The organism is Sulfitobacter mediterraneus (assembly GCF_003054325.1).
GTDB classification, from domain to species: Bacteria; Pseudomonadota; Alphaproteobacteria; order Rhodobacterales; family Rhodobacteraceae; genus Sulfitobacter; species Sulfitobacter mediterraneus.
Genome location: NZ_QBKU01000011.1, coordinates 73,999 through 98,932, shown reverse-complemented (window position 1 = coordinate 98,932; position 24,934 = coordinate 73,999). Strand labels below are relative to the sequence as shown.

General features: G+C 58.2%; 25 protein-coding genes. 14 read left to right on the top strand and 11 right to left on the bottom strand.

What is annotated here, in order from left to right:
* Positions 1-57: 57 nt before the first annotated feature.
* Positions 58-2,283: a catalase/peroxidase HPI gene (katG, locus tag C8N31_RS16650; protein ID WP_025046729.1), complete on the bottom strand. Its 2,226-nt coding sequence runs from the start codon at positions 2,281-2,283 to the stop codon at positions 58-60.
* Between the two features lie 94 nt (positions 2,284-2,377).
* Between katG and C8N31_RS16645 the strand changes: the two genes are divergently transcribed.
* Complete coding sequence (locus tag C8N31_RS16645) at positions 2,378-3,283, top strand: hydrogen peroxide-inducible genes activator (protein WP_025046730.1); 906 nt, start codon at positions 2,378-2,380, stop codon at positions 3,281-3,283.
* Between the two features lie 171 nt (positions 3,284-3,454).
* The gene (locus tag C8N31_RS16640) at positions 3,455-6,052 is read left to right on the top strand and encodes a methyl-accepting chemotaxis protein (protein WP_025046731.1); all 2,598 of its coding nucleotides are present in this window, start codon (positions 3,455-3,457) and stop codon (positions 6,050-6,052) included.
* 147 nt (positions 6,053-6,199) lie between these two features.
* Here C8N31_RS16640 and metG read toward each other — a convergent pair whose 3' ends face one another.
* Both metG and C8N31_RS16630 read right to left on the bottom strand, forming a co-directional pair.
* Entirely contained in the window at positions 6,200-7,912 is a 1,713-nt protein-coding gene (gene metG / locus C8N31_RS16635) for a methionine--tRNA ligase (protein WP_025046732.1), read from the bottom strand.
* 81 nt (positions 7,913-7,993) lie between these two features.
* Positions 7,994-9,214 carry an MFS transporter gene (locus tag C8N31_RS16630; RefSeq protein WP_025046733.1) on the bottom strand — a complete coding sequence of 407 codons (1,221 nt, stop codon included), beginning with the start codon at positions 9,212-9,214 and terminating at the stop codon, positions 7,994-7,996.
* A gap of 171 nt (positions 9,215-9,385) precedes the next feature.
* Here C8N31_RS16630 and C8N31_RS16625 point away from each other — a divergent pair, with 171 nt between their 5' ends.
* Complete coding sequence (locus tag C8N31_RS16625) at positions 9,386-10,429, top strand: aldo/keto reductase (protein WP_025046734.1); 1,044 nt, start codon at positions 9,386-9,388, stop codon at positions 10,427-10,429.
* Positions 10,430-10,446: 17 nt separating this feature from the next.
* On the opposite strand, the gene C8N31_RS16620 is transcribed toward C8N31_RS16625, so the two are convergent.
* Positions 10,447-11,448: a GlxA family transcriptional regulator gene (locus C8N31_RS16620; RefSeq protein WP_025046735.1), complete on the bottom strand. Its 1,002-nt coding sequence runs from the start codon at positions 11,446-11,448 to the stop codon at positions 10,447-10,449.
* A gap of 33 nt (positions 11,449-11,481) precedes the next feature.
* Between C8N31_RS16620 and bcoG the strand changes: the two genes are divergently transcribed.
* From bcoG to C8N31_RS16600, 4 genes are read left to right on the top strand one after another with little or no spacing between them, the layout of a single operon-like run.
* Positions 11,482-12,390 (top strand): 3-dehydrocarnitine:acetyl-CoA trimethylamine transferase BcoG, encoded by a 909-nt coding sequence (gene bcoG / locus C8N31_RS16615; protein WP_025046736.1) that lies wholly within the window; start codon positions 11,482-11,484, stop codon positions 12,388-12,390.
* Positions 12,387-12,860: a lipocalin/fatty acid-binding family protein gene (locus C8N31_RS16610; RefSeq protein WP_025046737.1), complete on the top strand. Its 474-nt coding sequence runs from the start codon at positions 12,387-12,389 to the stop codon at positions 12,858-12,860. The genes bcoG and C8N31_RS16610 overlap by 4 nt, the downstream gene beginning before the upstream one ends.
* Complete coding sequence (locus C8N31_RS16605; protein WP_025046738.1) at positions 12,857-14,329, top strand: carnitine 3-dehydrogenase; 1,473 nt, start codon at positions 12,857-12,859, stop codon at positions 14,327-14,329. Before C8N31_RS16610 ends, C8N31_RS16605 begins: the two co-directional genes overlap by 4 nt.
* The gene (locus C8N31_RS16600) at positions 14,326-15,072 is read left to right on the top strand and encodes an SDR family oxidoreductase (RefSeq protein ID WP_025046739.1); all 747 of its coding nucleotides are present in this window, start codon (positions 14,326-14,328) and stop codon (positions 15,070-15,072) included. The genes C8N31_RS16605 and C8N31_RS16600 overlap by 4 nt, the downstream gene beginning before the upstream one ends.
* Here C8N31_RS16600 and C8N31_RS16595 read toward each other — a convergent pair.
* The gene (locus C8N31_RS16595; protein ID WP_025046740.1) at positions 15,069-15,929 is read right to left on the bottom strand and encodes a helix-turn-helix domain-containing protein; all 861 of its coding nucleotides are present in this window, start codon (positions 15,927-15,929) and stop codon (positions 15,069-15,071) included. The genes C8N31_RS16600 and C8N31_RS16595 overlap by 4 nt on opposite strands.
* 97 nt (positions 15,930-16,026) lie before the next feature.
* Between C8N31_RS16595 and C8N31_RS16590 the strand changes: the two genes are divergently transcribed.
* Positions 16,027-17,001, top strand: a complete 975-nt coding sequence (locus C8N31_RS16590; RefSeq protein WP_025046741.1) for a fatty acid desaturase — start codon at positions 16,027-16,029, stop codon at positions 16,999-17,001.
* Positions 17,002-17,015: 14 nt separating this feature from the next.
* Positions 17,016-17,933, top strand: a complete 918-nt coding sequence (locus C8N31_RS16585) for a DMT family transporter (protein ID WP_025046742.1) — start codon at positions 17,016-17,018, stop codon at positions 17,931-17,933.
* A gap of 9 nt (positions 17,934-17,942) precedes the next feature.
* Here C8N31_RS16585 and C8N31_RS16580 read toward each other — a convergent pair whose 3' ends face one another.
* The 3 genes from C8N31_RS16580 to C8N31_RS16570 are packed head-to-tail and all read right to left on the bottom strand — an operon-like array spanning position 17,943 to position 19,492.
* Positions 17,943-18,347 (bottom strand): ACT domain-containing protein, encoded by a 405-nt coding sequence (locus tag C8N31_RS16580; RefSeq protein ID WP_025046743.1) that lies wholly within the window; start codon positions 18,345-18,347, stop codon positions 17,943-17,945.
* A gap of 18 nt (positions 18,348-18,365) precedes the next feature.
* Positions 18,366-19,061 carry an NUDIX hydrolase gene (locus C8N31_RS16575; RefSeq protein WP_025046744.1) on the bottom strand — a complete coding sequence of 232 codons (696 nt, stop codon included), beginning with the start codon at positions 19,059-19,061 and terminating at the stop codon, positions 18,366-18,368.
* A gap of 38 nt (positions 19,062-19,099) precedes the next feature.
* The gene (locus C8N31_RS16570; protein ID WP_152543028.1) at positions 19,100-19,492 is read right to left on the bottom strand and encodes a DUF983 domain-containing protein; all 393 of its coding nucleotides are present in this window, start codon (positions 19,490-19,492) and stop codon (positions 19,100-19,102) included.
* Positions 19,493-19,720: 228 nt separating this feature from the next.
* Here C8N31_RS16570 and C8N31_RS16565 point away from each other — a divergent pair, with 228 nt between their 5' ends.
* From C8N31_RS16565 to C8N31_RS16545, 5 genes are all read left to right on the top strand, one after another.
* On the top strand, positions 19,721-20,266 hold the full coding sequence (locus C8N31_RS16565; RefSeq protein ID WP_025046746.1) for an EF-hand domain-containing protein: 546 nt from the start codon (positions 19,721-19,723) through the stop codon (positions 20,264-20,266).
* Between the two features lie 48 nt (positions 20,267-20,314).
* Positions 20,315-20,905, top strand: coding sequence for an RNA polymerase sigma factor (locus C8N31_RS16560; RefSeq protein ID WP_025046747.1), 591 nt, complete (start codon positions 20,315-20,317; stop codon positions 20,903-20,905).
* The gene (locus tag C8N31_RS16555) at positions 20,892-21,245 is read left to right on the top strand and encodes a hypothetical protein (protein WP_025046748.1); all 354 of its coding nucleotides are present in this window, start codon (positions 20,892-20,894) and stop codon (positions 21,243-21,245) included. The genes C8N31_RS16560 and C8N31_RS16555 overlap by 14 nt, the downstream gene beginning before the upstream one ends.
* 4 nt (positions 21,246-21,249) lie before the next feature.
* Entirely contained in the window at positions 21,250-21,759 is a 510-nt protein-coding gene (locus tag C8N31_RS16550) for a periplasmic heavy metal sensor (RefSeq protein ID WP_025046749.1), read from the top strand.
* Between the two features lie 78 nt (positions 21,760-21,837).
* The gene (locus C8N31_RS16545; protein WP_037909482.1) at positions 21,838-22,338 is read left to right on the top strand and encodes a hypothetical protein; all 501 of its coding nucleotides are present in this window, start codon (positions 21,838-21,840) and stop codon (positions 22,336-22,338) included.
* On the opposite strand, the gene C8N31_RS16540 is transcribed toward C8N31_RS16545, so the two are convergent.
* Genes C8N31_RS16540 through C8N31_RS16530 form a run of 3 tightly spaced genes read right to left on the bottom strand, consistent with a single transcriptional unit; the run spans position 22,335 to position 24,879 of the window.
* A complete protein-coding gene (locus C8N31_RS16540) occupies positions 22,335-22,919 on the bottom strand; it encodes a TadE/TadG family type IV pilus assembly protein (RefSeq protein WP_025046751.1) in 585 nt (194 codons plus the stop codon). The genes C8N31_RS16545 and C8N31_RS16540 overlap by 4 nt on opposite strands.
* Positions 22,919-23,458 (bottom strand): TadE/TadG family type IV pilus assembly protein, encoded by a 540-nt coding sequence (locus C8N31_RS16535; protein WP_025046752.1) that lies wholly within the window; start codon positions 23,456-23,458, stop codon positions 22,919-22,921. The genes C8N31_RS16540 and C8N31_RS16535 overlap by 1 nt, the downstream gene beginning before the upstream one ends.
* Positions 23,455-24,879, bottom strand: a complete 1,425-nt coding sequence (locus C8N31_RS16530; RefSeq protein WP_025046753.1) for a Tad domain-containing protein — start codon at positions 24,877-24,879, stop codon at positions 23,455-23,457. Before C8N31_RS16530 ends, C8N31_RS16535 begins: the two co-directional genes overlap by 4 nt.
* Between the last annotated feature and the right edge of the window lie 55 nt (positions 24,880-24,934).

Below are 24,934 nucleotides of genomic sequence, written 5' to 3'. Positions count from 1 at the left end.
GCGTTTCCAAAGGCAGGAAACGCCGCTTTTCAATGTTTTCGGACCATTGGCCGGAATTTAGGCCAGATCAAACCGGTCTGCGTTCATCACCTTGGTCCATGCCGCAACAAAATCCGGGATGAAGGTGTCTTTGGCATCCGCTGCGCCATACACCTCTGACAAGGCACGCAATTGCGAGTTTGAACCAAAAATCAGATCGGTCCGCGTGGCGGTCCATTTGACCTCACCACTGGCGCGGTCACGGCCCTCAAACACCTCCTCTTTGTCGTCCACAGGCTTCCATTCGGTGCCCATGTCCAGAACGTTGACAAAGAAATCGGTGGTCAGCGCGCCGGGACGGTCGGTGAAAATGCCATGGGTTGAGCCGCCTGCATTTGCGCCAATCGCCCGCATCCCGCCAACCAAAACGGTCATCTCAGGCGCGGTCAGGGTCAGCAGTTGCGCACGGTCCACCAACAGCTTTTCTGTTGGCACCGCATAATCCACCTTGAGGTAGTTGCGGAACCCGTCTGCCTGCGGCTCCAGCACGTCAAAGCTTTCGGCGTCGGTTTGATCAGCAGAGGCATCCATGCGGCCCGGTGCAAACGGCACCTCGATGTCATGGCCTGCCGCTTTGGCTGCCTGTTCAACACCAACAGACCCCGCCAGCACGATCAGATCGGCAAGGGACACTTTCTTGCCGCCCGAAGCCGCTGCGTTGAAATCAGATTGGATCTTTTCCAGCGCATCCAACGCTTTGGACAATGTTGCCGGTTCGTTGACTTCCCAATCCTTCTGGGGTGCCAAGCGGATACGGGCGCCATTGGCACCGCCACGTTTGTCAGAACCGCGGAAGGTAGATGCCGAGGCCCATGCCGTTTTGACCAGATCAGCGGTGGACAGGCCAGTCTCGGCAATCTTACCCCTAAGCGCCGTGATGTCTGATGCATCTACCAGCGGGTGATCTGCCGCCGGAATGGGGTCTTGCCAGATAAGGTCTTCGGCAGGCACTTCCTTGCCCAGATAACGAGCCTTTGGCCCCATATCGCGGTGGGTCAGCTTGAACCAAGCCCGCGCATAGGCATCGGCAAACTCTTCGGGGTTTTCGTGATAATGCTTTGAGATCTTGGCATATTCCGGATCAACCTTGAGCGCCAGATCCGCAGTGGTCATCATCGGTTGATACTTTTTCTCGCCGCTGGCCGCATCCGGCACGGTGCTGGCCATTGCATCGCCTTTGGGCTTCCACTGGTTGGCACCAGCGGGGCTTTTGGTCAGCTCCCATTCGTTGTTCATCAGCGTATCGAAATAGCTCATGTCCCACGTGATCGGCGTCGGCGTCCATGCCCCTTCGATGCCGGATGTGGTGGTATGCGCCGCCAACCCGCTTTCAAAAGTATTGCGCCAGCCAAGGCCCATCTCGTGGATCGGCGCGGCCTCTGGTTCTGCGCCAACAAGGGATGGATCGCCCGCACCATGCGCCTTGCCAAAGGTGTGACCACCGGCAACCAAGGCAACGGTTTCGGCATCATTCATCGCCATCCGGGCAAAGGTGTCACGAATATCATGGGCAGAGGCCTGCGGATCGGGGTTTCCGTCCGGGCCTTCGGGGTTCACATAGATCAAGCCCATTTGCACAGCAGCCAGCGGGTTTTCCAGATCGCGTTCGCCGGAATAGCGGCTGCCTTCCTTGTCGGAGGTGGCCAGCCATTCTTCTTCGGTGCCCCAGTAGATATCTTCCTCAGGCTCCCAGATGTCCTCGCGGCCCCCGGCAAAGCCAAAACATTCAAAGCCCATGGTTTCCATGGCGACATTGCCGGTCAGGACAAACAGATCGGCCCATGAAATTGCATTGCCGTATTTCTGTTTGATCGGCCATAGAAGACGGCGGGCCTTATCAAGATTGCCGTTGTCCGGCCAGGAGTTCAGCGGCGCAAACCGCTGCGAGCCGGAAGAGGCGCCGCCGCGACCGTCACCGGTGCGGTAGGTGCCGGCGGAATGCCAGGTCATGCGCACGAACATCGGGCCATAATGGCCATAGTCGGCTGGCCACCAACTCTGCGAATCTGTCATCAGAGCCGCCAGATCTTTTTTCAGAGCGTCCAGATCCAGTGATTTGAACGCTTCGGCATAATTGAAATCCTTGGCCATCGGATCGGACAGGGGGGTGTTCTGATGCAAAATCCGCAGGTTAAGCTGATTTGGCCACCAGTCTCGGTTTGACCGGACGCTTTGTGTCGTGTTTTTGGCCGCGCCGTGCATCACCGGGCATTTGCCGCCTGTATCCATGTCATTGCCGTCCATTGGTCTCTCCCTTTTGTGTGATTTGGAATCTTTCTAACAAGGCAGAGTGTTAAATAAAAATTGGAATTTCGGATGGGTTTGATAGTTTGAAGTTATGATAAACCTCACCCTGAAACAGCTCCGCTATTTTGAAGCCTTGGCGCAGCAACAGCATTTTGGCCGCGCCGCCGCCTTTTGCTCCATTTCGCAGCCCGCGTTGTCCGTGCAGATCAAAGAGATGGAAGTCCAACTGGGCCGCCCCTTGTTTGAACGCGGTGCCCGCGAGGTGCGCCTCACGGCGTTTGGGGCCGAAATCAGTACCAAAGTGCGCAGTATCCTCAGCGCTGTAGATGACTTGGGCGATTTTGCCCGTGCGGGGCAGGACGGCTTGGCAGGCACGTTCCGACTGGGGGTCATTCCGACCATTGCACCTTATCTGCTGCCCCGATTGATCGGCGATCTGACGCGGCGCTATCCGCGGATGGATCTGCATTTGCGCGAAACGTTGACCGCGCGGCTGGTGCAAGAGCTGCTGGAGGGCGGTCTTGATGCGGCCATTGTGGCCTTGCCAGTGTCAGAGCCATCGCTCACCGAAACACCGCTCTTTTCCGAAGATTTCCTTTTGGTGCGCCCGGCCGCGCAGGCCGATGCCCCAGTGCCAAGCCGCGAGGAATTGCGCGATATGCGCTTGCTGCTTTTGGAAGAGGGGCATTGTTTCCGCGATCAGGCATTATCGTTCTGTCAGGCGGATGCCGGGCCGGCGCGGCACGGTTTGGATGGCAGTTCGCTTGCGACCTTGGTTCAAATGGTTGGTGCCGGTATCGGCGTGACCATGATCCCCGAAATGGCGCGATCGGTCGAAACCCGGTCAGCGGCGGTTGATTGCGCCCGGTTTGCAGGGCCGCAACCCTCGCGCAGGATCGGAATGATCTGGCGGCGCACCACGCCGCTGGCTGGGCAATTGCAGGAAATGGCAGAAGTCGTGCGTCTGGCTGCACAGGACCAACGGCTTGCAAACTAAAGAAAAACCGCTGCGTATTCCGTGACAGTTGGGACGGGGCTATGTATTTCAACAGGTTAAGGGGGGTTCCAATCCGAGAAATGACATTGCTCCGTTAATCTGGTTGTAACGACTACTGTTCTAGATGCCCCAAACGGACAGGGCAGTCCGAACAGGTCGAAGGAACTTCATATGTCTGAACGCGGCAGTCAAAAACCACGGTTGAACCCGATCCATTCGCTGTTCTTTAAATGCACGTTTATGGTCGCAATCTGCGTGATCGTTGTTGTCGCGGTCATTGAATTTCGCAACAACGTTTACGTCCGCGCAAAAACCCAGCAGAACATCGCCGAACGCGCCGAGGAGGTGACAAATCTTCTGGCGGTTCAAATGGGCGGTTCGGTGAAATTTGGCAACACAGACGCGGTCGAAGGGATCGTCAGCGGCGTCGTGACCGAAGCGCGGCGGGAGGCAGTTGGCGCAGTGGTGATAGATCGCGAAGGCAAAATTGTCTTCCAAGGCGAAACACCGGAATTTGAACCCCTGCGCGAAACGGCTGAAGAATTGGCACGCCAATCCCTCTCCAGCGGCGCGGTTGTCACGGCGGACAATGGCAAATTGATCGCGATGCCCCTGCGCTTTGGCCGGGAAAATGCGGTGGTCGGTTCAGTTGTCACCGCATGGAGCGATGCCTACGCGTTGCAAGCACTTGCGCAGGAGAATGTGATTACGCTGGGCGTCGCGTTGGCCATTCTGGTCGCGGCGTTGGGGGTTGCAGCCTATTACCTGCGGACCCGGATGTCCCAACCCCTGGGCGCGTTGGAAGCCGCGATGGAGCGGATTGCCGGCGCAGATTATGATACAGCGGTCCCTTTCATCAAGCGGCGCGACGAGATCGGCAAAATGGCAGGCAAGTTGGATGCGTTTCGCATGTCCTTGAGCAAGGCGCATCAGGCGCAACGCGAAAACGCCTTCAAAAGCGCCGCTTTTGCGGGATCTTCCGCGTCTTTGATGGTCGTTGATGAAAACGCCAAAGTGATTTTTTCCAACCCCGCTTGCATTGCCATTATCGAAAGCTTGATGCCTGAATTGGAAGAACATTGGCCAGATATCTCGCCGGAGAATCTGGTCGGCGCATCGCTGACACAGTTGCACGGGATGCAATCCGCGATCACAGGCATACTCGAGGGCGGCGAAGGGGCGGGCGCATCTGGGGAAACGGCAGTGACCCTTCGCGTTGCAGATCGGATCTTGAGAATTCGGACCAATCTGGCCCGTGATGGGGAAGGCAGGGTGATTGGATGTGTGGTCGAATGGACGGACCGAACGGAAATTCAACACAATGCCGCTTTGCTGGATGCGATCAACACAGGCCAGTTGAGCGTAGAATTCTCGATCAAGGGGCAAGTTCTGGATGCCAACGACAATTTCCTCAAGATGATCAACGGCACCAAAAAAGATACAGAAGTCTGTTCATTGTTCTCGATGTTTGCAAACAATCTGGAAGGAGACACAGACGGCCGTCTCTTCGCAGCAGAGGCCTGCGCAGGCAAAATCCCTCCCGGTCGGTTCAAGGCCTACAGCATTCATGCGGACAAAGCGTTTGTTGTTGAAGGCAGCCTTGCGGTGATCAAGGATGAAAGCGGCGCACCGGAAAAGGTCATTTTCCTTGGCGCTGATGTGACCGGCCAGGATGAGGCAATGCGGGCCGTAGAACAGAGCAATGCAAAATCCGCAGAAGAGCAGGGCAATGTGGTGTCACTGTTGGGGGAGGCGCTGAACCGTCTTGCTGATGGCGATCTTGAGGCCGAAATCTCGGAACATGTGCCGCCCGCCTACGAAAAACTGCGTTCGGATTTTAACGGCACCGTCGACAGTCTGCGCAACGCCATTTCTACCGTGATCCACAATTCAGATTCGATCCGCAGCGAAACCAACGAAATTACCTCAGCCGCAGACGATCTGTCACGCCGCACCGAAAAACAAGCCGCGACCCTGGAAGAAACCGCCGCGGCCTTGGATGAATTGACCGTTTCCGTTCGATCAGCAGCCGAAGGGGCCGATGACGCCAGCAAGATGTCGGCAGACGCCCAGAAAAATGCCGAACAAGGCGGTGAGGTGGCCCGGCAGGCCGTGGATGCGATGGATGGAATTAAAAACTCGTCTCAGGAAATTTCCAAGATCACCAGCGTGATCGACGACATCGCCTTTCAGACCAATCTTCTGGCGCTCAACGCCGGGGTCGAAGCGGCGCGCGCAGGCGAGGCAGGCCGCGGCTTTGCGGTTGTCGCTACCGAAGTCCGCGCCCTTGCCCAACGGTCGTCAGATGCGGCGCGTGAGATCAACACGCTGATCTCGTCCAGCGGTGAGCAGGTCCGCCAAGGGGTTGATCTGGTAGACCGCACCGGCAGTGCCCTGGCTTCCATCGTGACGTCGGTTTCCGAGATATCAAACAGAGTTTCGAATATCGCCACCTCGGCCCGCGAACAATCCAGTGGCCTGGCCGAGATCAACACAGCGGTCAATGAGTTGGACCATGTCACCCAGCAAAACGCAGCCATGTTCGAAGAAACAACTGCGGCCAGCCATGCACTGACAAGTGAGGCTGATGCGTTGGCGCAAGCCGTCGCACGGTTCCGGTTGGGTGCCACCCACACGGCACCCCCGCCGATTGCAACAGCGCCCGCACCGGCCAGCCCCGCAAAAAAGCCGGTGCCAGCCTTGCCTGCGACCCAAGGCAACGCCGCGCTGAACATCGCCGCTGACGCTGACGGCTGGGAAGAATTCTAACGTCGAGAATTGAAGCAGATGACAACCCGCTCCGAGGGCTAGCCCAAAGGGCAATCGCAATAGCCCAAAAAAAGACAAAAAGGACGCTATCTAAAGCAGGGCGGGTGAAAACACCGCCAAAGCAATCAACGCTAGCGCCAGTGGCGATCAGTCACGGGTTCCGGCAAAACGCTCCGCCCAGCTTTCGCGATCGTCGTCGCTGATCTTTGCGAACAACACCTCCGGAACGTCGAATGCATGGCCCGGCGCCATCACTGACAATGTGGCGGGCACATCATCGGGCCAGACCTGATCGGGAAGATGTACGGCAGACAGCATTTTGGCCGCTGCATCAGGAATAAACGGCGCAGAAAGGTTGGCATAGAACGGGATCAGGTTCAGCGCCAATCGCACCTGCGCGGCGGCCTTGTCCGGATCGGTTTTGAACGTCGTCCAAGGCGCTTGGGCCTGCAGGTATTCGTTGCCTGCCGCCCAAATCGCACGCAACTCCTGCGCGGCCTTGCGCACTTCAATCGCGTCCATATGACCCTGATACCGCGTGACCCGCTCGGTCAGATCCGCGATCAACGCCGCCTCTGCCTCACCAAATTCACCCGCCTCCGGCACGGCTTCGCCAAATTTGGAGCGGCAGAACTTAGTGATCCGGCTGACAAAATTCCCCAAAACATCGGCCAGATCCTTGTTCACCGACGATTGGAAGTTCTCCCAGGTGAATTCCGCATCCGAGGTCTCGGGCGCATGGCTGAGCAGCCACCAGCGCCAATAGTCGGCTGGCAAAAGCTCAAGCGCCTGATCCATAAACACACCGCGTCCGCGCGAGGTGCTGAATTGGCCACCATCATAGTTGAGGTAGTTGAACGATTTGATGTAATCCACCAACTTCCATGGCTCATTCGACCCCATGATCGTCGCGGGGAAACTGAGCGTGTGAAACGGCACATTGTCCTTGCCCATAAACTGGGTGTAGCGCACGTCATCCGCGCCTTGATCGGTGCGCCACCAACGCTGCCAATCCGTGCCTTTGCCCGCATCGACCCATTCCTGCGCACAGGCGATATATTCGATGGGGGCGTCAAACCAAACGTAGAACACCTTGCCTTCCATGCCCGGCCATTCCGCATCACCGCGTCTGACCGGCACGCCCCAATCGAGATCCCGCGTGATGCCGCGATCTTGCAATCCATCGCCGTCATGCAACCACTTTTTGGCAATCGAGGTGGTCAACACCGGCCAATCGGCCTTGCTGTCAATCCATTGATCAAGACGGTCTTTCATCTGGCTTTGCTTGAGAAACAGATGTTTGGTGTCGCGCATTTCAAGTTCGGTTGAGCCGGAAATGGTGCTATGCGCGTCGATCAGGTCAACCGGGTCCAACTGCTTGGTGCAATTGTCACATTGATCGCCGCGCGCGCTGTCAAACCCGCAATTGGGGCAGGTCCCCTCAATATAGCGGTCGGGCAGGAACCGCCCGTCAGCAATGGAATAGACTTGCTGTTCGACGACGTCTTCGATCAAGCCCTGATCGGCCAGAACACCGGCAAAATGCTGGGTCAGCTTTTGGTTTTGGACGCTGGAGGAGCGGCCGAAGTGGTCAAACGAGAGGCCAAATCCATCCGCGATCTTGGCCTGCGCTGCATGCATTTCCGCGCAATACTCGGCGACAGGTTTGCCCGCTTTTGCCGCCGCCAATTCGGCGGGCGTGCCGTGTTCATCCGTGGCGCAGAGGAACAAAACCTCGCTGCCGCGCGCGCGCAGGTAACGGGCATATAGATCCGCAGGCAGCTGGCTGCCCACAAGATTGCCCAGATGTTTGATCCCGTTGATATAGGGGATGGCCGATGTAATCAGATGTCGGGTCACGCGCGAAATGCCTTTAGCCGTTGTTTGATGCTGCTTTAGCAGGCGGCGGGATCACTGGCCAGCCTGCACAAACAGCATCGATTATTTCTCGCGGCTGCGGCCCAATAGGCGCCCCACCTGAAAGCTTGTGCGCGGCGCATAGACATAGCGGGTGCGATCTTTGCGGGTCGGACGTGCCCGCATCCGGGTCAACCCAAAGACGACCAATACTGCGTGGCCTGCCGATATCATCAAAAACAGCGCCGATGCGCCGAAATTCTCGATCAGGACCGAGGCAAGGTAGGGCGCAAAAATCGCTCCAAGCGCAAAGAAAAACATCAAGGCCGCGGACAGTTCCACCCGTTCTTCGCTGCTGGCAAAATCATGGGCGTGGGCGGCGGCGACAGAATAAATTGGAAAGGTCGTCAATCCGAACAATCCGGCGGTCAGCATGATACCAACAGTACCCATGCCCGACGCCATCACGGTAATGAAACAACTGCCCATGGCCGCAACCGACAGCCAGATCAACACGACCCGCCGGTCGTATTTGTCCGCAAGCCAGCCGATGGGAAACTGGGCCAAAGCGCCGCCTAAAACAAAGGCAGACAGGAACCAGGCGATCTGCCCTGCGCTCAGCCCGACTTCCTGACCATAGATCGGGCCGACCATACGGAACGAAGCGCTGGAAAGGGCGGCAACTACCACGCCCGCTGCGGCAAGGGGGGATCGCGTGACGGCCAACATGGGCCGCAGACGGGGGGATTCTGGCGTTTCGGGTTGCTTTACCTTGGTCAAAGTCAGCGGCAATAGCGCGGCGCAGCAACCCATCGCCAACAGATTATAAGAGACATAGCTGGCAGGTGCCAGAATGCCGATGATCATCTGTGCGCCCAGTGAGCCGGTCATATCCACAACGCGGTAAATGCCCATGGTGCGCCCGCGGGTCTCATTGGTGACTTTGGATTGCAGCCATGCCTCGATCACCGTGTAACAGCCCGCCACGCACAGGCCTGAGGCCACCCGCATCACCGCCCAGGCATATGCATCAATGACAACCATATGCGCCATCAGGCCAATTGCGCCCGTTGCGGTAAAGGCGGCAAAGGCGCGGCTGTGCCCGACCGATCCCATCAGGCGCGGTGCCCACCAGCATCCGATGAAAAACCCAAAGAAATGCGCCGAGCCGAGCATCCCGATTTCCTGCCGGGAAAAGCCCAGAACCGTGCCCGACAACACATCAAGCGGACCAGTGCCACCAGAGGAGAGTTGCAGCAAGATGACGGAAAAGAAGAGGGCGGCAAATGAAATGAGCAGGCGCATACCCGCTGATAGGCCGAATGCACGCATAACCCCAAGAGGTTTACCGACAAAATCCGGTCGTTTTCGAAAAACGACAGCACTTTTTAACGTTTTTCACAGACATAGGCTTGTGGGAATGTGGCTTGCGACGGCGGGCAGAGGGCGTAGTGTGTCGCCAAAAGGAGAGGCGGAATGAAGCGGAACAAACTCGGCCAAAGCGATATCGAGGTGTCTGATTTGTGTTTGGGGTCCATGACATGGGGCACCCAAAACACGGCGGAAGAGGCGCATGAACAGATCGACCGGGCGCTGGACGCGGACATCAACTTTGTCGATACGGCGGAAATGTATCCGGTCAATCCGGTGAATGCGGAAACCATCGGCCGAACCGAACGCATCATCGGCCTGTGGTTCGAACGCGACAGCCGCCGCAGCGATATGGTGCTGGCCACCAAACATTCGGGCGAAGGGATGACCCATGCCCGTGACGGCGCGCCCATTTCGTCAAAAACCATTCCCGACGCGATTGAAGGGTCGTTGCGCCGCCTCAAGACCGACTACATCGACCTCTATCAGTTCCATTGGCCCAACCGCGGCAGCTATATGTTTCGCAAAAACTGGAGCTTTGATCCTTCGGGACAAAACCGGGCGGAAACGATTGCCCATATGGAAGACACGCTTGGCGCGCTGCAAAAGGAGGTCAAACGCGGCACGATCCGTGCCTTTGGCCTCAGCAACGAAAGCGCGTGGGGCCTGACCCAATGGGCCAGTGTGGCAGAGCGGGTTGGCGGACCGCGACCGGTATCGGTGCAGAACGAATATTCGCTGCTCTGCCGGATGGCCGATACAGATGTATCAGAGACATGCATCAACGAAGAAATTGATATGTTGGCGTTTTCTCCCCTCGCGGCGGGGCTTCTGACTGGCAAATATCAAGGCGGCGCCGTGCCGGACGGATCACGCATGTCACTGAATGCGGAACTGGGCGGGCGCAAAACAGAACGCGCCTTTGACGCGGTGGATGCCTATCTGTCCTTGGCGCAGGCTTACGGCCTTGACCCGGTGCAGATGGCGCTGGCGTGGTGCAGGCAGCGGCCTTTCATGGGGTCGGTCATCTTTGGCGCGACAAATATGGACCAGCTTGAGCTTGCTATCGGGGCCGGGGATCTGGACCTTCCCGATCAGGTGATCAGGGCCATTGACGACGCGCATAGATCACATCCTTTCCCCTACTAACCGGACAAATACAGTTGCTAGGCTGAGCTTTCGCGGCTTTGCCCCTGCCGCATCTGGGTGGCCGACATCGCAAACTGCCCTCGAAAGGCACGGGCAAAGCTGGCCTGCGAGGCAAAGCCGGTCGCCAAGGCAACGTTTTGCAAGCTGAGATGGGTCTGGCGCACCAATCGCTCTGCCTCGGACAAGCGCAGGTGCAGGTAATGCGCTTGCGGGCTGCGCCCAAGCCGGTTTTGAAACTGCAATTGCAGCGCCCGCTGGCTCAGTCCCAAGCGCTTGGCCAATTGCGCGACGGGCAGTGGATCATCAAGCGCGGCCTCCATCAATTGTTGGGCTTTCGCGGTCACTGCATTGTGGCGCGGATCGATGCCGCGGCTTTGTGGCCTTGGCGGTGCGGGGTCGTAAATGAACGTTCCGGCGATCCTTTGCGCCAGCGTTGACCCATGTTGTCTGCCGATCAGATCCAGCATCATCTCAATCGCGGGCGCCGCGCCAGCGCAGGTCAGACGGCTGCCACTGATCTCGAACCGGCTGTTGACCACATCAATCAGCGGGAAACGCTCGGTAAATCTTTCCAAATCTTCCCAATGGGTTGTGGCGCGATGTTGATCCAAAAGGCCAGCCATCGCCATCACCCATGGTCCACCATCAATGCCGGCAATCACGCTGCCTTGGCCATCCAATCGGCGCAAACTTGCGGTAAGGGCGGGGGTCGATTGTGCCTCAAGATCAAAACCTGCGACGATGATCAGAAGATCGGTGCGCGTGACCTTCTGCAAGGGCGCGGCGGGGATCGTCACACCACTGGTCAGGGTCACGGGGGCCGCGCCGGGGGTGGCAAATTGCCAATCAAAAAGGATGCGCCCCGCCTGCCGGTTGGCCGCCCTTAACGGATCAACCGCCGCTGCAAAAGTCAGGGTGTTGCAATCGTCGAGAACCAAAAGAGTGGTATGTGTGATTTTGCCGGATTTCATTAACTCACCTTCGTATTGTGCAAAGCCAGCCAGATCAACCTGTCTCATACTTACGGGAATTCAGATCAAGGGAGCCTGACAATGCCGCTCAATATGAACAAAGACGTGTTTATCACCTGTGCCGTGACCGGATCGGGAGGCACCCAAGACCGCAGCCCGCATGTGCCGCGATCCCCCAAACAAATTGCCGACAGCGCCATCGCGGCAGCAAAGGCAGGCGCGGCGATTGTGCATTGCCATGTGCGTGATCCCGAGACGGGCGCCCCCAGCCGGGATCTGGCGCTTTATCGCGAAGTGACTGAGCGCATCCGCGACAGCGACACCGATGTTGTGCTCAATCTCACCGCTGGCATGGGCGGGGACATCGTATTTGGCAATGTCGAAAGCCCGTTGCCGACCCGTGAAGGCACGGACATGATCGGCGCAACAGAGCGCGTCGCACATGTGGCGGAATGTCTGCCGGAAATCTGCACGCTGGATTGCGGCACCATGAACTTTGCCGAGGCCGATTATGTGATGACCAACACGCCCGGCATGTTGACGGCCATGGGCCGGATGATGACCGATCTGGGCGTAAAGCCCGAGATTGAGGCCTTTGACACTGGCCATCTTTGGTATGCGAAACAATTGGTTACCGATGGCGTGCTGGACAGCCCGGCCTTGGTACAGCTGTGCATGGGCGTGCCTTGGGGCGCGCCGGATGATCTCAATACCTTTATGGCGATGGTCAACAACGTGCCAGACGACTGGACCTTTTCTGCCTTTGGTCTGGGGCGCAATCAGATGGCCTATGTCGCGGCGGCGGTGCTTGCGGGCGGCAATGTGCGGGTGGGCCTTGAGGACAATCTCTGGCTGGAAAAAGGTGTTTTGGCCGAGAATTATCAACTGGTGGAACGCGCGCAAACCATCATCGAAAACATGGGCGCGCGGGTCATTGGCCCGGCAGAAGTGCGCGAAAAACTGGGCCTGACCAAACGGGCACCCAAGTGAAAAGGGCGCTGGCTTTTGTGCTGATCTTGGCCGGATGCGCAGCAGCGCCCTTGCCGGAGATCAGCATCGGCTTGCGCAATCCGACCGCGCCCATTGGCGGCACCAGCCGGTTTGATGCGGCGCGTTTTGCAGGGGATTGGCATGTGCTGCGCTGCCTTGGGAATTGTGCGGCGCAGGTACGCTATGACCTTGGTGCAAGCGGGAAAATACTGCGGCAGACCGGGGCGGATCAAACACTGTTCACCGTCACAGCCCCCGGCATTTTGCGGTCCGATGCGCCAAAGCAAACAGTGGTGGTGATGTGGGTGGACGAAGGGTTCCGAACAGCCGCAGTTGGCGATGCCGATGGCCGCTGGGCCGCGATCCTTGACCGCAGCGCGGCATCCTCGCCTGACCGGATCAAAGCGGCAACTCAGATATTGGATTTCAACGGCTGGGACATCAGCCAACTTCGGAAAGTGAACAAATGACCAAGACAGCAGCAATTATCGGCGGCGGCGTGATTGGCGGCGGCTGGGCCGCGCGGTTTGCCTTGAACGGCTGGACCGTGCAGGTGTTTGACCCCGATCCAGAAGCCGAACGCAAGATCGGTGAGGTTATGGCCAACGCCCGCCGGTCCTTGCCCGGATTGACGGATGTGGCTTTGCCAGATGAGGGTGAAGTCCGGTTTTGCGCCTCAATTGCCGATGCCGTGACCGGCGCGGATTGGATTCAAGAAAGCGTACCGGAGCGCCTTGAAATAAAACACAAAACCTTTGCCGAGGTGCAGGCCCATTGCGCGGCGGATGCGGTGATCGGATCGTCCACATCGGGCTTCAAGCCGTCGCAGTTGCAACAGGGCGCGGCCCGCCCCGGTCAGATCATGGTCGCCCATCCGTTTAACCCGGTGTACCTGCTGCCGCTGGTGGAACTGGTACCGGGGGATGCGGGCGATCCGGCTTTGATTGAGCAGGCCAAGACTCTGCTGTCCGGCATCGGCATGTATGCGCTGCACCTCAAAAAAGAGATCGACGCCCATGTCGCGGACAGGTTTCTTGAGGCGGTCTGGCGCGAGGCGCTGTGGCTGGTCAAAGACGGCATCGCCACCACCGAAGAGATCGACAATGCGATCCGCTATGGTTTTGGCATCCGTTGGGCGCAGATGGGCCTGTTTGAAACCTACCGCGTCGCGGGCGGCGAAGCGGGCATGAAACATTTCATGGCGCAGTTTGGTCCGTGCCTCAGTTGGCCATGGACCAAGCTGATGGATGTGCCTGAGTTCACCGACGAACTGGTTGATCTGATTGCAGGGCAGTCGGATGCCCAATCCGGGCATCTGTCGATCCGCGAGCTGGAGCGGGTGCGCGACAACAATCTGGTGACCATGATGCGCGGTCTCAAGGCGCAAGATTGGGGGGCAGGGGCGCTGCTCAACCAACAGGAAGTTCTGATGCGCCAAGGCTCCGAGATGGGGGCAAGTGCTGCTGATCTGCCTGCGGACCAACCTGTGCCAACGGCGCGGCGCACGGTGCCGCTGGATTGGACCGATTACAACGGTCACATGACGGAATCGCGCTATCTGCATGCCTTTGCCGATGCCACGGACCGGTTCATGGAACTCATTGGCTGTGATGCGGCCTATATCTCTTCGGGAGGCAGCTATTTCACGGCCGAAACCCATATTCGCCATCTCGATGAGGTCCATGCCGGGGCGGTGATCACGATCACCACCCATGTGGTTTTGGGCGAGGGGAAAAAGATGCACCTGTTCCATGAAATGCGCGAAGGGGATCGGTTGTTGGCGACCGGGGAACATTTCCTGCTGCATGTGGATCTGGAGACCCGCAAACCGTCACCGCCATCGCCGCAGATCGAGGCCAATCTTGTGCGCTTTGCCCAAGGGCATGCACAGCTGCCGGCGCCGGATGGTCTGGGCCGTGCGATCGGAGCCCCACGGTGAAGCGGGCGCTGATCACTGCGGGGGCAGCTGGTATTGGCCGCGCCATGGCCGATGGGTTTGACGCCGCGGGGTTTGAGGTTTGGGTGACGGATGTTGATGCGGGCGCCTTGGATCAATGCCCCGATCACTGGCGTTGCCACCACGCCAATGCTGCAGATGAAACGGCCGTGCGGGATGTGTTTGACCAGATGGATCATCTCGATGTGCTGTGCGCCAATGCCGGAATTGCCGGACCGACAGCATTGGTTGAGGATGTGGCTTTGGCCGACTGGCAGGCCTGTGTCAGTGTCAATCTGGAAGGGGCTTTTCTGGCCGCCAAACACGCGGCGCCCTTGATGAAACGGGCACAATCCGGCGCGATGATCCTCACATCTTCAACGGCGGGGATCTACGGATACCCCAACCGTGCGCCCTATGCGGCGGCCAAATGGGCGGTGATTGGCCTGATGAAAACCCTCGCGATGGAGCTGGGCCCCTTTGGCATTCGGGCCAATGCAATTTGTCCCGGTGCCGTCGAAGGGCCGCGCATGGAAGGGGTGTTGGAGCGCGAAGCGGATACCAAGGGCATGACCCGTGATCAGGTCTATGAGGGCTACGCCGCTGGCACGTCGATGCGCAGCTTTGTGACGGCGCAGGATATCGCCGACATGGCGGTGTTTCTTGGGTCCGATCAGGCGCGGATGGTGTCAGGGCAGGTGATCGCGGTGGATGGCCACACGGAAAATCCCGACCCGAAACTTTAACGGATCAGCGCCCGCATCTCGGTCAGGAAATCGGGGAATTCGCGGGCGGTGGTGCTGGCTTCACGGACAAGATTGTCAAAATCCGCACTCATGGTGTCGATCCGTTGGCGGTCGCGAAAGGCCATGTAGTGGCCGCCCGTATAAAACACCGCCAAAAGCGGCCCAAACACCGTGACAGGGGCGCTGTACATCTGGCGGGCGTCAAATTGATAGATGCGCAGACGGGGGTACAATTGCCGCGACAGCGCGATCAACTGATCGGTTTGGGCCAGCCGTAAGAGGGCGGGCAATCCGGCATAATAACCAACGCCGCGCACAAAACACTCGATCTCGGACAGGGGCATCGCGATCTCGTATTCCGAGCCTGCACCGCGCATCCAATCCAACCGGTCGCGCGAGGCGTTGATCGCCTGCTGTGTGGTCCGGCCCAGATGCGGCCCGTATTCCCACTCCAGCATGTCCTGGGTCTTGAGCATATCCGGCAACGTCGCGGGTACATGGCGGATTTTGTAACCCGCTGCCTCCTGATGCCAGCTGAAGATCTGCTCGTCCACCAAGGCGCGGGGCGCTTGGGACACTTCAAAGCTGTTTGACACCAGATCCGCCGCGGTTTCGGGCCGGTCAGACAGCCCCAAAAGCCAATCGGACGACACCCCCAGAACCTGCGCACAGGCGGCGACCACATGCGCCCCCGGCATCCTTGCACCGCTATCGGTCAAGGCTTGAGACAGGGTGGATCGATCGGTGCCGATGGCCCGCGCAAGCGCACTTTGTGAGATGTTTGCATCCTTGATTGCCTGCGTCAGGCGGGTGCGAAACTGGGCGGCGCGGTCAAGTTTGCTGTCATTTTTAATCATATGTTTACTTTTGTCACGATATGTCCGCTTTGTTAATCATTATCTGAATGGGCAGCGCAAAGAGTTTGAGTCATCACGAAACCGTTACAATTCAAATATGAAACGGGGTTTTATGCAGGCGGAACAGGTTCAGGCAACAATTCTTCCTGAACAGATCGACGTTGGCCCGGTCCCCAATACCCAAAACCTGTCTTTCGAATGGCCCACGATATGCCTTTTGGCGATCTGTGCGGCGCTCTGGATTGTCGCGCTTGCGCTACCTGCCGGATGGTGGCCACTGGCCTTGGTCCTGCTGATCCCTGCATTGGCGCAGCATTCCTCGTTGAGCCATGAAATCCTGCACGGGCATCCGTTTCGTGCTGACTGGGCTTGCACTTTTCTCGGTCTGTTTCAGCCGGGACTGTTTGTACCTTATCTGCGGTTCAAAGCGCTGCACCTTGCGCACCACCATGATGCGCGGCTGACCGATCCCTACGATGATCCTGAAACCAACTACCTTGATCCGGCGATCTGGGCACAGATGTCAGGTTGGCAGCGGCACATCTTGAACTTCAACAACACCTTGCTGGGGCGAATGCTGATTGGTCCGGCGTTTGGCACCCTGTGTTTTGTCAAATCGGACATCAAACTGATCTGCCGCGGTCAATTGGATGTGGCGATGCATTGGATTTTGCATCTGCCCGGTGTCGTTCTGACGCTCTGGCTGGTGAGCCTTTCGGCGCTGCCGCTCTGGGCCTATCTGCTGGCCTGCTATGCTGCGCTGTCGATCCTGAAAATTCGCACCTTTCTGGAACATCAGGCCCATGAACGCGCCTCTGGCCGGTCGGTGGTGATTGAGGATCGTGGCCCGCTGGCATTGTTGTTTTTGAACAATAACTTGCATGTGGTGCATCACATGCACCCCACTGTTGCATGGTATCGCCTGCCGGGTCTGTACCGCGCACAGAAGGAACGGTTTTTGCGCCGCAATCATGGCTATGTTTTCGCCTCCTACGGCGAGATTTTCCGCAAGTTCCTGCTGCGCAGCAAAGATCCGGTGGCGCATCCGCTCTGGAAGCCGAAGGCCGAATGAGCCTATAGGAAGGGATGAACATCCCGTTTCCTGATCTCTGGATCATCGTTTCATTGGCTGCGGCCGCCTTTCAAACTGTGCGGTTCATGCTGCAAAAGCATCTGGCGACGGCGACATTATCTGCGGGCGGCGCAACCTTTTCGCGGTTTCTTTATTCGATCCCCTTCATTCTGGCGCTGCTGGCAGCCTATTTGTTGATCTCTGGCAAGCCGATGCCGCAGATCGGTGCGGGCTTCTGGATTTACGGTCTGGCGGGGGCCACTGCGCAGATTCTGGCAACCGTCTGTGTGGTGATGCTGTTCAAACAGCGCAACTTTGCCGTGGGCATCACCTTTAAGAAAACCGAAGTCATTCAGACGGTTCTGATGGGATGGATCCTGCTGGGCGAGGGGGTTTCGACCCTTGGTTTTGCCGCGATCGCACTGGGCATTGTTGGGCTGCTGTTGCTGTCTGGCGGACCAGAGGCCAAGGGCTGGCAGCTGGGCGATCTGCGCAACCGTGCAGCGGGGCTTGGACTGGCCTCGGGCATTCTGTTTTCGATTTCTGCGGTCAGTTATCGGGGCGCGTCCTTGACCGTGGTTGAGGCCGATCCGATCCTGCGAGCGGCGGTGACATTGGCGGCGGTGGTGACAATGCAAACGCTGATCATGGTGATCTGGCTGCGCCTGCGCGAACCCGGAGAGATCACAGCAGTTTGGTCGGCGCGTAAGGTCGCGATCTGGATCGGGTTGACCTCTATGGGCGGCTCACTGTGCTGGTTCATCGCCTTTACCTTGCAAAACGCGGCCTATGTCAAAGCGGTGGGACAGGCGGAACTGATCCTGTCCGTCGCGGCCTCTACTTTGTTTTTCCAAGAGAAAATCACCCCACGCGAATGGGCAGGCATGGCGATCCTGATGGCATCTATCTTGATGCTGGTTTTGGTGATCTAAACCGAAGTGTCAGCCGGACGCCTGCAGTTCCTTCAACACCTGCATGGCTTTCTCGCTGAGCGCATCGGGAACAAAAGCATGATCATGATGGAACGCGGCGACCATATTGCAGGCGATGCCATTTTCGGCCAAGGCAGTGGCCACCGCCGCCGTCAGGCCAACCCCTTCCAGCGATGAATAGACGTTCAAAGTGATGCAGCGCATAGGTTGATCTACGGGCAGGCCCGCCGTTTCCGCGACCTTGGCAGGCAAGAGCAGGGACAGCCCCTCATCCTCGCGAAACATCGAAACGGCCTGCGCTATCAGACCTGCGCCAACCTGTTCGTCAACACTGGCAAACACAAAGCTGCCCGGCCGCAATTCGGGAGACATGCCCGAGATCATATCGGAAGCGGTATGGGCGATCTCTGGCATTGGGCGTTCCTTTTTGGATCAATCCGTCATCGGGTGGCCGCGCAGGCGCAAAAACAGGCTTTCTTCGTCGTTGTTCTTGAAAAACGGCACCGATGCGGGGGGCGCAAGGTCGCGGGCGCGGGCCTGAACCTCGGCCAGCACAACCTCGGTGATAAACGGCATGTCAAAGGAACGGGCTTCGCTCAACGCGACCCATTGCAGATGCGACAGCTCATCACAGGCGGCGTCAAAATCATCCAGATCACTGGCAATGTCTTCTGCGTCCACCAAGAAAAACCGCGCATCAAATCGGCGTGGACGGCCCGGCGGGGTCAGGGCGCGAAACACGAACTGCAAGGGCGCTGCATGTGGCAAATGCCCGGTGGCGGCAAAGCTGGCCCAATCGGCGGGCGGCTCGATGTCCCATGTACCGGGGCGGCCAAGGATCAGGCCGGTTTCTTCCCACAGCTCGCGCACCGCGGCTACGGCAACCGCATGAGCCAGCGCCGGATCTGCATCTTCGCGCAGACGCGCAGCGCAGGTGTCGGGCAGGGGGGCGGCGAGCGGGATCTGGGCATCTTCTGCGTCAACCGCGCCGCCCGGAAACACGAATTTGTTGGGCATGAACGCCGCTTTGGCGCCGCGTTGTCCCATCAGGATCTTGGGATCGTCATGGCGATCGCGCAACACGATCACGGTGGCCGCATTGCGGATCTGGCTCTTGTCGATGGTCATCTATGGTTCCCCGTCCTGCCTCGGACCGAAGGGACAGATCAGGTGCCGCTTCCGAAGCCGCCCATCTCTTTGGCCCATTGAAAGCCGATCATGGCCCCCTTCAGTCTGGGCAGAAGGTAAAGCGACAGGCCGACACATCCAACCGCAAAAATCGTGAACAGCGTCAGCGGCTCGGGACGCCATTGCACAAACACGATATGCAGCAGCGGCGCCATCAGATGCCCGACGATCAAAATCGTCAGATAGGCCGGGCCGTCATCGGCGCGGTGATGGTGAAATTCCTGATGACAGACGGTGCAATTGTCGTTGACCTTTAGATAGCTCTTGAGCAGTGGTCCTGACCCGCAATTGGGGCATTTGCGCCGCCAACCGCGCAGCATCGCCGCGCCGCGCGCACGTCCGCCCTCGGCGTCGGTGGCATAGGTTTGCATATCGGCTTCGGCGATCACAGTCTGGGTCATGTCAGCATCCTTTGGTCCGATCTAGATGGGGGGAACGGGGGCAAAAAGAAAGAGGGCAAATATCGCTTGCGGCGGGATGTCGCAAATTCTCCTCAACGATTTTTTTCAAAATTGTCCGACGGAAAACCGATTTGGGCCCGTTTGACCTGTATCGCACCTCAAAAGGGGGCGGAAAAAAACAAACCAAGGAGATCACATATGACTGTTCGAGCAACCCTTCACATCGTGTCTTTGGCCGCATTGATTGCCATCGGAGGTCAAGCTGCCGTCGCCAAGGGCGATGGCAATGCATCCAAGTTCGCCGAGATTGACAGCGACAGCAACGGTCAGGTGACCGAGGCCGAAATGCGCGCCCATGCCGCCGCCCGCTTTGCCGCAGCCGACAGCAACGGTGATGGCTTTTTGACTGCGGATGAAATGCTGGCCTCTCGCAAGGCGCATGGCGGCAAACATGCCGAAAAGATGCTCAAGAAGTTTGACAAGGACGGCAACGGATCGCTGGATGCATCTGAACTTGAAGCCGCCGCCGAAGGCCGCCAGGGCAAGCGCGGCAAACGCATGATGTCGCGGCTGGACGCCAATGACGATGGCAAGCTGGCGCTTGAGGAAATGACCGCAAAACGCGACCCGGCGAAAATGATCAAGAAGCTGGACAAAGACGGCAATGGCACGTTGAGCGCCGATGAATTTGCCGAAATGCGCAAACATGGCAAGAAACGCCATGGCAGCTACAGCTCTGACTAAGATCGGGCAGGGGGCGCTTGTCATGACCGCCCCCACACCCTAGCAATCATGAATATGCACGCGGGCAATACCGAACCGGATACCGAAGCCGAGCTTCTGGCGCGATACGCGGCGGGCGATCCTGCCGCTGCCCGTTTGCTGGCGGCGCAGGTGACCCCGCGCATGTTTGCCCATGCACTGCGCGTGTTGGGCGATCAGGCGGAGGCCGAGGATGTCACGCAAGACGCGATGATGCGGCTTTGGCGCATCGCGCCGGAGTGGCGGGCAGGCGAGGCAAAGGTCAGCACTTGGCTGTACCGCGTCGTGGCCAATCTGTGCATCGACCGGCTGCGCAAACGCGGCAGTGTCGCGCTTGAAGACATCGCCGAACCGGCCGATCCGGCACCTTCGGCCATGCAGGGGATGCAGCAGGCAACACGGCTGGATGCCTTGCAAGCCGCGCTTAATACTTTGCCGGACCGGCAGAGACAGGCGGTGGTGCTGCGCCATATTGATGGGCTTGGTAATGCGCAGATCGCTGCCATTCTCGATATCGGCGTGGAAGCCGTAGAAAGTTTGACGGCGCGGGGGAAACGGGCGCTGAAAACGGCCCTTGAGGGGCAAAAGGACGCATTGGGGTTTGAAGATGACACGATCTGACAAGAACACATCGGACACAGAGATCGAGACATTGTTTGCGGCGGCACGATCTGCCCCGCCGGCCGTGCCGGACGCCTTGATGGCCAGTATCCTTGCCGATGCGGGGCAGATGCAACCGGCACAGCCCGCGCAGGGCGGCGTTTTCTCGTGGCTGCGGGCCTTGGGCGGCGGGCCGGGTGTTGGCGGGCTGGTTTTTGCCACCTGTGTCGGGTTCTGGATCGGGGTTGCACCGCCCGCAAACCTGCCGGACCTGGCGGGACAACTGTTGAACTTGCAATCCAGCACAGACATTGACGACAGCGATCTGACCGGCTTTGGCTGGGACATCGAAGAGGGATAGTTCTATGGCACATCAGACACCTACACCCAAGGCCAGCCGCAAAATGCGCTGGGCGCTGGGTCTGTCTTTGGCAGTGAACCTGCTGTTTGTCGGTGCCATCGGCGGTGCGGTCTATCGCAATGCGGGCGGTCCCGGTCTGGACCGGCATCGCGCCCCCGAGCTGCGCAGCTATGGCACCCCCTATGTACGCGCCCTTCCGCGCAAGGACCGGCGCGACCTGCACGCAAATCTGAAGAAAGACAACGGCGCGGCGCGGCCCTCCCGAGCCGAGCGGCGGGCGCAGTATGACAACATGTTGGCCGTCCTCAGGGCAGACCCCTTCGAGGTTGACGCCGTGCGGGATATCCTCAAGGCGCAGGGCGCTGCCGCTTATGGAATGCAGACAGCGGCACACAGCGCTTGGCTGGACCGGATCAGCGCCATGTCAGAGGCAGAACGGCAGTCCTACGCAGACCGGCTTGAGCGGGAGTTGAAAAAGCCCAAGCGCAAATGGCGTAAGCCGCCGCGCGACTAGGGCCTTGCCTGCGGTTCCCGTGGCTTGCTCTCTTAGAACCGGCGCGATAGGCACATGCCGTAGGATTTGGAGCTGGCGATGAAATTCAAGGACAACGACGAAGTGCTGGCCACAGTGCAGGCGTCTTCTGGGCGGCGGTTTTTGGGCGTTGTCTCGCTCGGGATCTTGGGCGTGTTGCTGATCTATATTGCGATGGTGCGTTCGCCCGGTTGGGAATGGCAATTGTTTCTTGTCGGCATCGGCGCAGCGGCGCTTTGGATGGCGCAGGCGATGTGGCGCGCCACGGCCAGCGCGGTTGAACTGACACCGCTGGTGCTGCGGGATGCAGACGGCACCGTCATCGCAGAGGTTGCGGATATCGTCGGAATGGATCGCGGATTTTTCGCGTTCAAACCCTCAAACGGTTTTTTGCTGAAGGTTGGCAGCGGCAGCACGCGCAACTGGCGGCCGGGCCTGTGGTGGCGTTTTGGCCGCCGGATCGGCATCGGCGGGATGACCCCCGGCAGTCAGACCAAATTTATGTCAGAGATCATCTCGGCGATGATGGCCACCCGCGACGCGGATATGCCAGAAATTTAGGTGCCAGCCGGACAATTTTCCCAGCACACGCGCGGCGCATAACGGGGCCGTGTAAACACAAAGTTGCGGATCTCGCGCTCTTCCAGCCCTGTTTTGAAGGGGGCCTCGTAGGTCGTAAATGTCTCAACCACAATGACGCGTTCGCGGTCGGGCAAAACGGGCAAAACATCATGCCAGTTTTCGACATCCGAACTGCTCAGCGGTAGAATGCCGCCGCCGCGCGTTTGCGACCAATCCCGATAAAAGCGATCCTCGGACTGATCATAGAGGATCGAGGTCACGCGGATCGAAGAATCCCCCTGACTGTTGCTGAGGTATTCAAACAACTGGTGCAGCCCGGTCAGATATGCCCCATCAATCGGAACTGTCTCACGGGAAATGGCATCGCCCAGGGAATAGGCCGCACGTTGGGTCAACCCATGGGTCCGAAACGAATGAAAGATCGAGAACATGGTCAGGAATGCCCAGAACATAGCGGGCAGAATGATCATTGCCTCGAGGGCAATCACACCATCCTCCCGGCGCATGAAGTCTGCACGGGCAATGGATTTCAAAGTGACTTTGAAGCGTTGATAAAGCATTAACCCGGCTCCTGAACAAATGTGGAGGATGAGAGCATTCTAGCCTTGCCTGACCCGTCTTTCTCGAACGCATAGCCTAGTCCGCTGGTCGGATAGACCGGATCAAAGCGCACGCAGGCCCGCATCATCATCAGTTCGTGTTGTTGGCCCAACGTGAACCCGCGCACCGGTTGAACCGGTTGTGCTGTGTCTACGCAATCGGCCTGCTGATCAAAGGTCGCAAAATTGCGCGGATCAACTGGCGTCATCTCAAGGCGCAGCGACGAGTCGCAATCCTCAAGGAACCCGGCGTTGTCACAGATAATCGTCTTGATCTGGTCATGGGTCATGGCGACATTGGTGTTCAGGCGCACATAACGCACCGCGATGTCGAGACCGCGATCGAGATACATCTGCCGCATCGAATAAAGGCCCATCTCAACCGACATCAGGAATGCCCCAAAGAGGATCGGGATGAAGATACAAAATTCGATGACCAGCGCAGAGCCGTCCTCGTCGCGGCGAAAACGCCGCAACTGGTTTTTCAAGATGGTCTTCATTGTGTCAACCTCAGCTGGTTAATCTGGCGTGCAATGGCCGAGAATGCCTCGCTGATTTCCACACCTTCTACCCGGAAGAAGTGGCTGGGCGAAGAGGCGCAGTTCTGCATCACGGATGCACCGTGATCGGAGACCTCAAAACCAATGGACCAAATCACCATCTTATGGACCTTCGCGGCGTCGCAGATGTTGTCCAGCAGGCTGTCGCCAAGCGACGCAGTATACCGGCGCCAGTAGTAACGCGAGCGGCGCGAGGAGCTAACGGAGTTGTACAGATAGTATTGCAGATTATAGCGGTTCCAATGCGCATATTCGCTGTCGGAGTTGTAATAACGATCTGAAATCCGGTAGCTTCGGTCGTTCTGGCCATCGGTCATTAGAATGATGGTTTTCAGAGTTTCGTGATCACCGTAAGTTGCCGGGCGGTTAGCAAACACTGCATCAACATGACCTGCGTTGGACAATTGGCCGGTAAGGGTCGTGAAGGAATTGTCCAACATCGAAACGGCCCATTTCATACCAAGGAAAATTGACGTACCCGCACGTGGTTTGAACCGATCAATCCGGTTTTTTAGATCATTGGCATCCTGGCTGAACGGCACAATCTCTTCGTACCAGTTACGCGGGCAGACCGTGTCGTAACGTGTGTTGCGGGTGCTGCCGGATTCGTTGGAGTAATAGTTCCACTGGAAATGCTGCATCTGGTCGTAGGTCTGGCCTTGGTTCAAGGACGCGTGGCTGTACTCTGTGTCCGGCATTTCGAGGCAATGGGAGAAGTTGTGGACCTGATTGACGTTCAATTGATCCATAATCTTTTGACCCACATTCACATGTTCCGAATAGGGGATCATGGAGATGGAGATCAGATCACGGTTCCCCGGCGTCAGAACAGTGTCGATAAACACTGATGCGGCATCTTGAAGGTTTTCCATCTTGCTGTTGTTTTTCATCGACCCGGAGATATCGAGCACCAGGGAGATTTCGACTTTGTTGACCTTTTCCTGCGCTCTTGAACGGGCGGGCACGCTCAACTCTTCGACGCCCATCGTGTCCATAAACTGTGTGTTCATGGTCATCGACGCATCAACAGTCACTGTGCGGTAATTCAGCCCTTCGTCCACATCGACGTTTGACACGTAACCAGCCATGCCCGACTTATCGAAATAGTCGCGCACAACGGCTTCGGGATCCAGGGTCTGATCAAGGTCGGCCGCGGCCAGCACCGCCCGGTCAGAGACAGCTTGAATGCGCGTGCGTTCCATCTCGTGGCGCATCATGTCTGCGCCAATGCCGCCGATCATCACCATCATCAAGACCATGAACATCGCGAAGATGGTGATTGTCCCGTCTTCCTCGCGGGCGAATTTCCGCGGCTGCTTCATGATCGCATCGATCATTTCTTGGTTCATATCTGGTTTCATACCGTCACCTTTTCATGGTTGGACTGTCACCAGCCCGCAGCGCGGATTACGCACT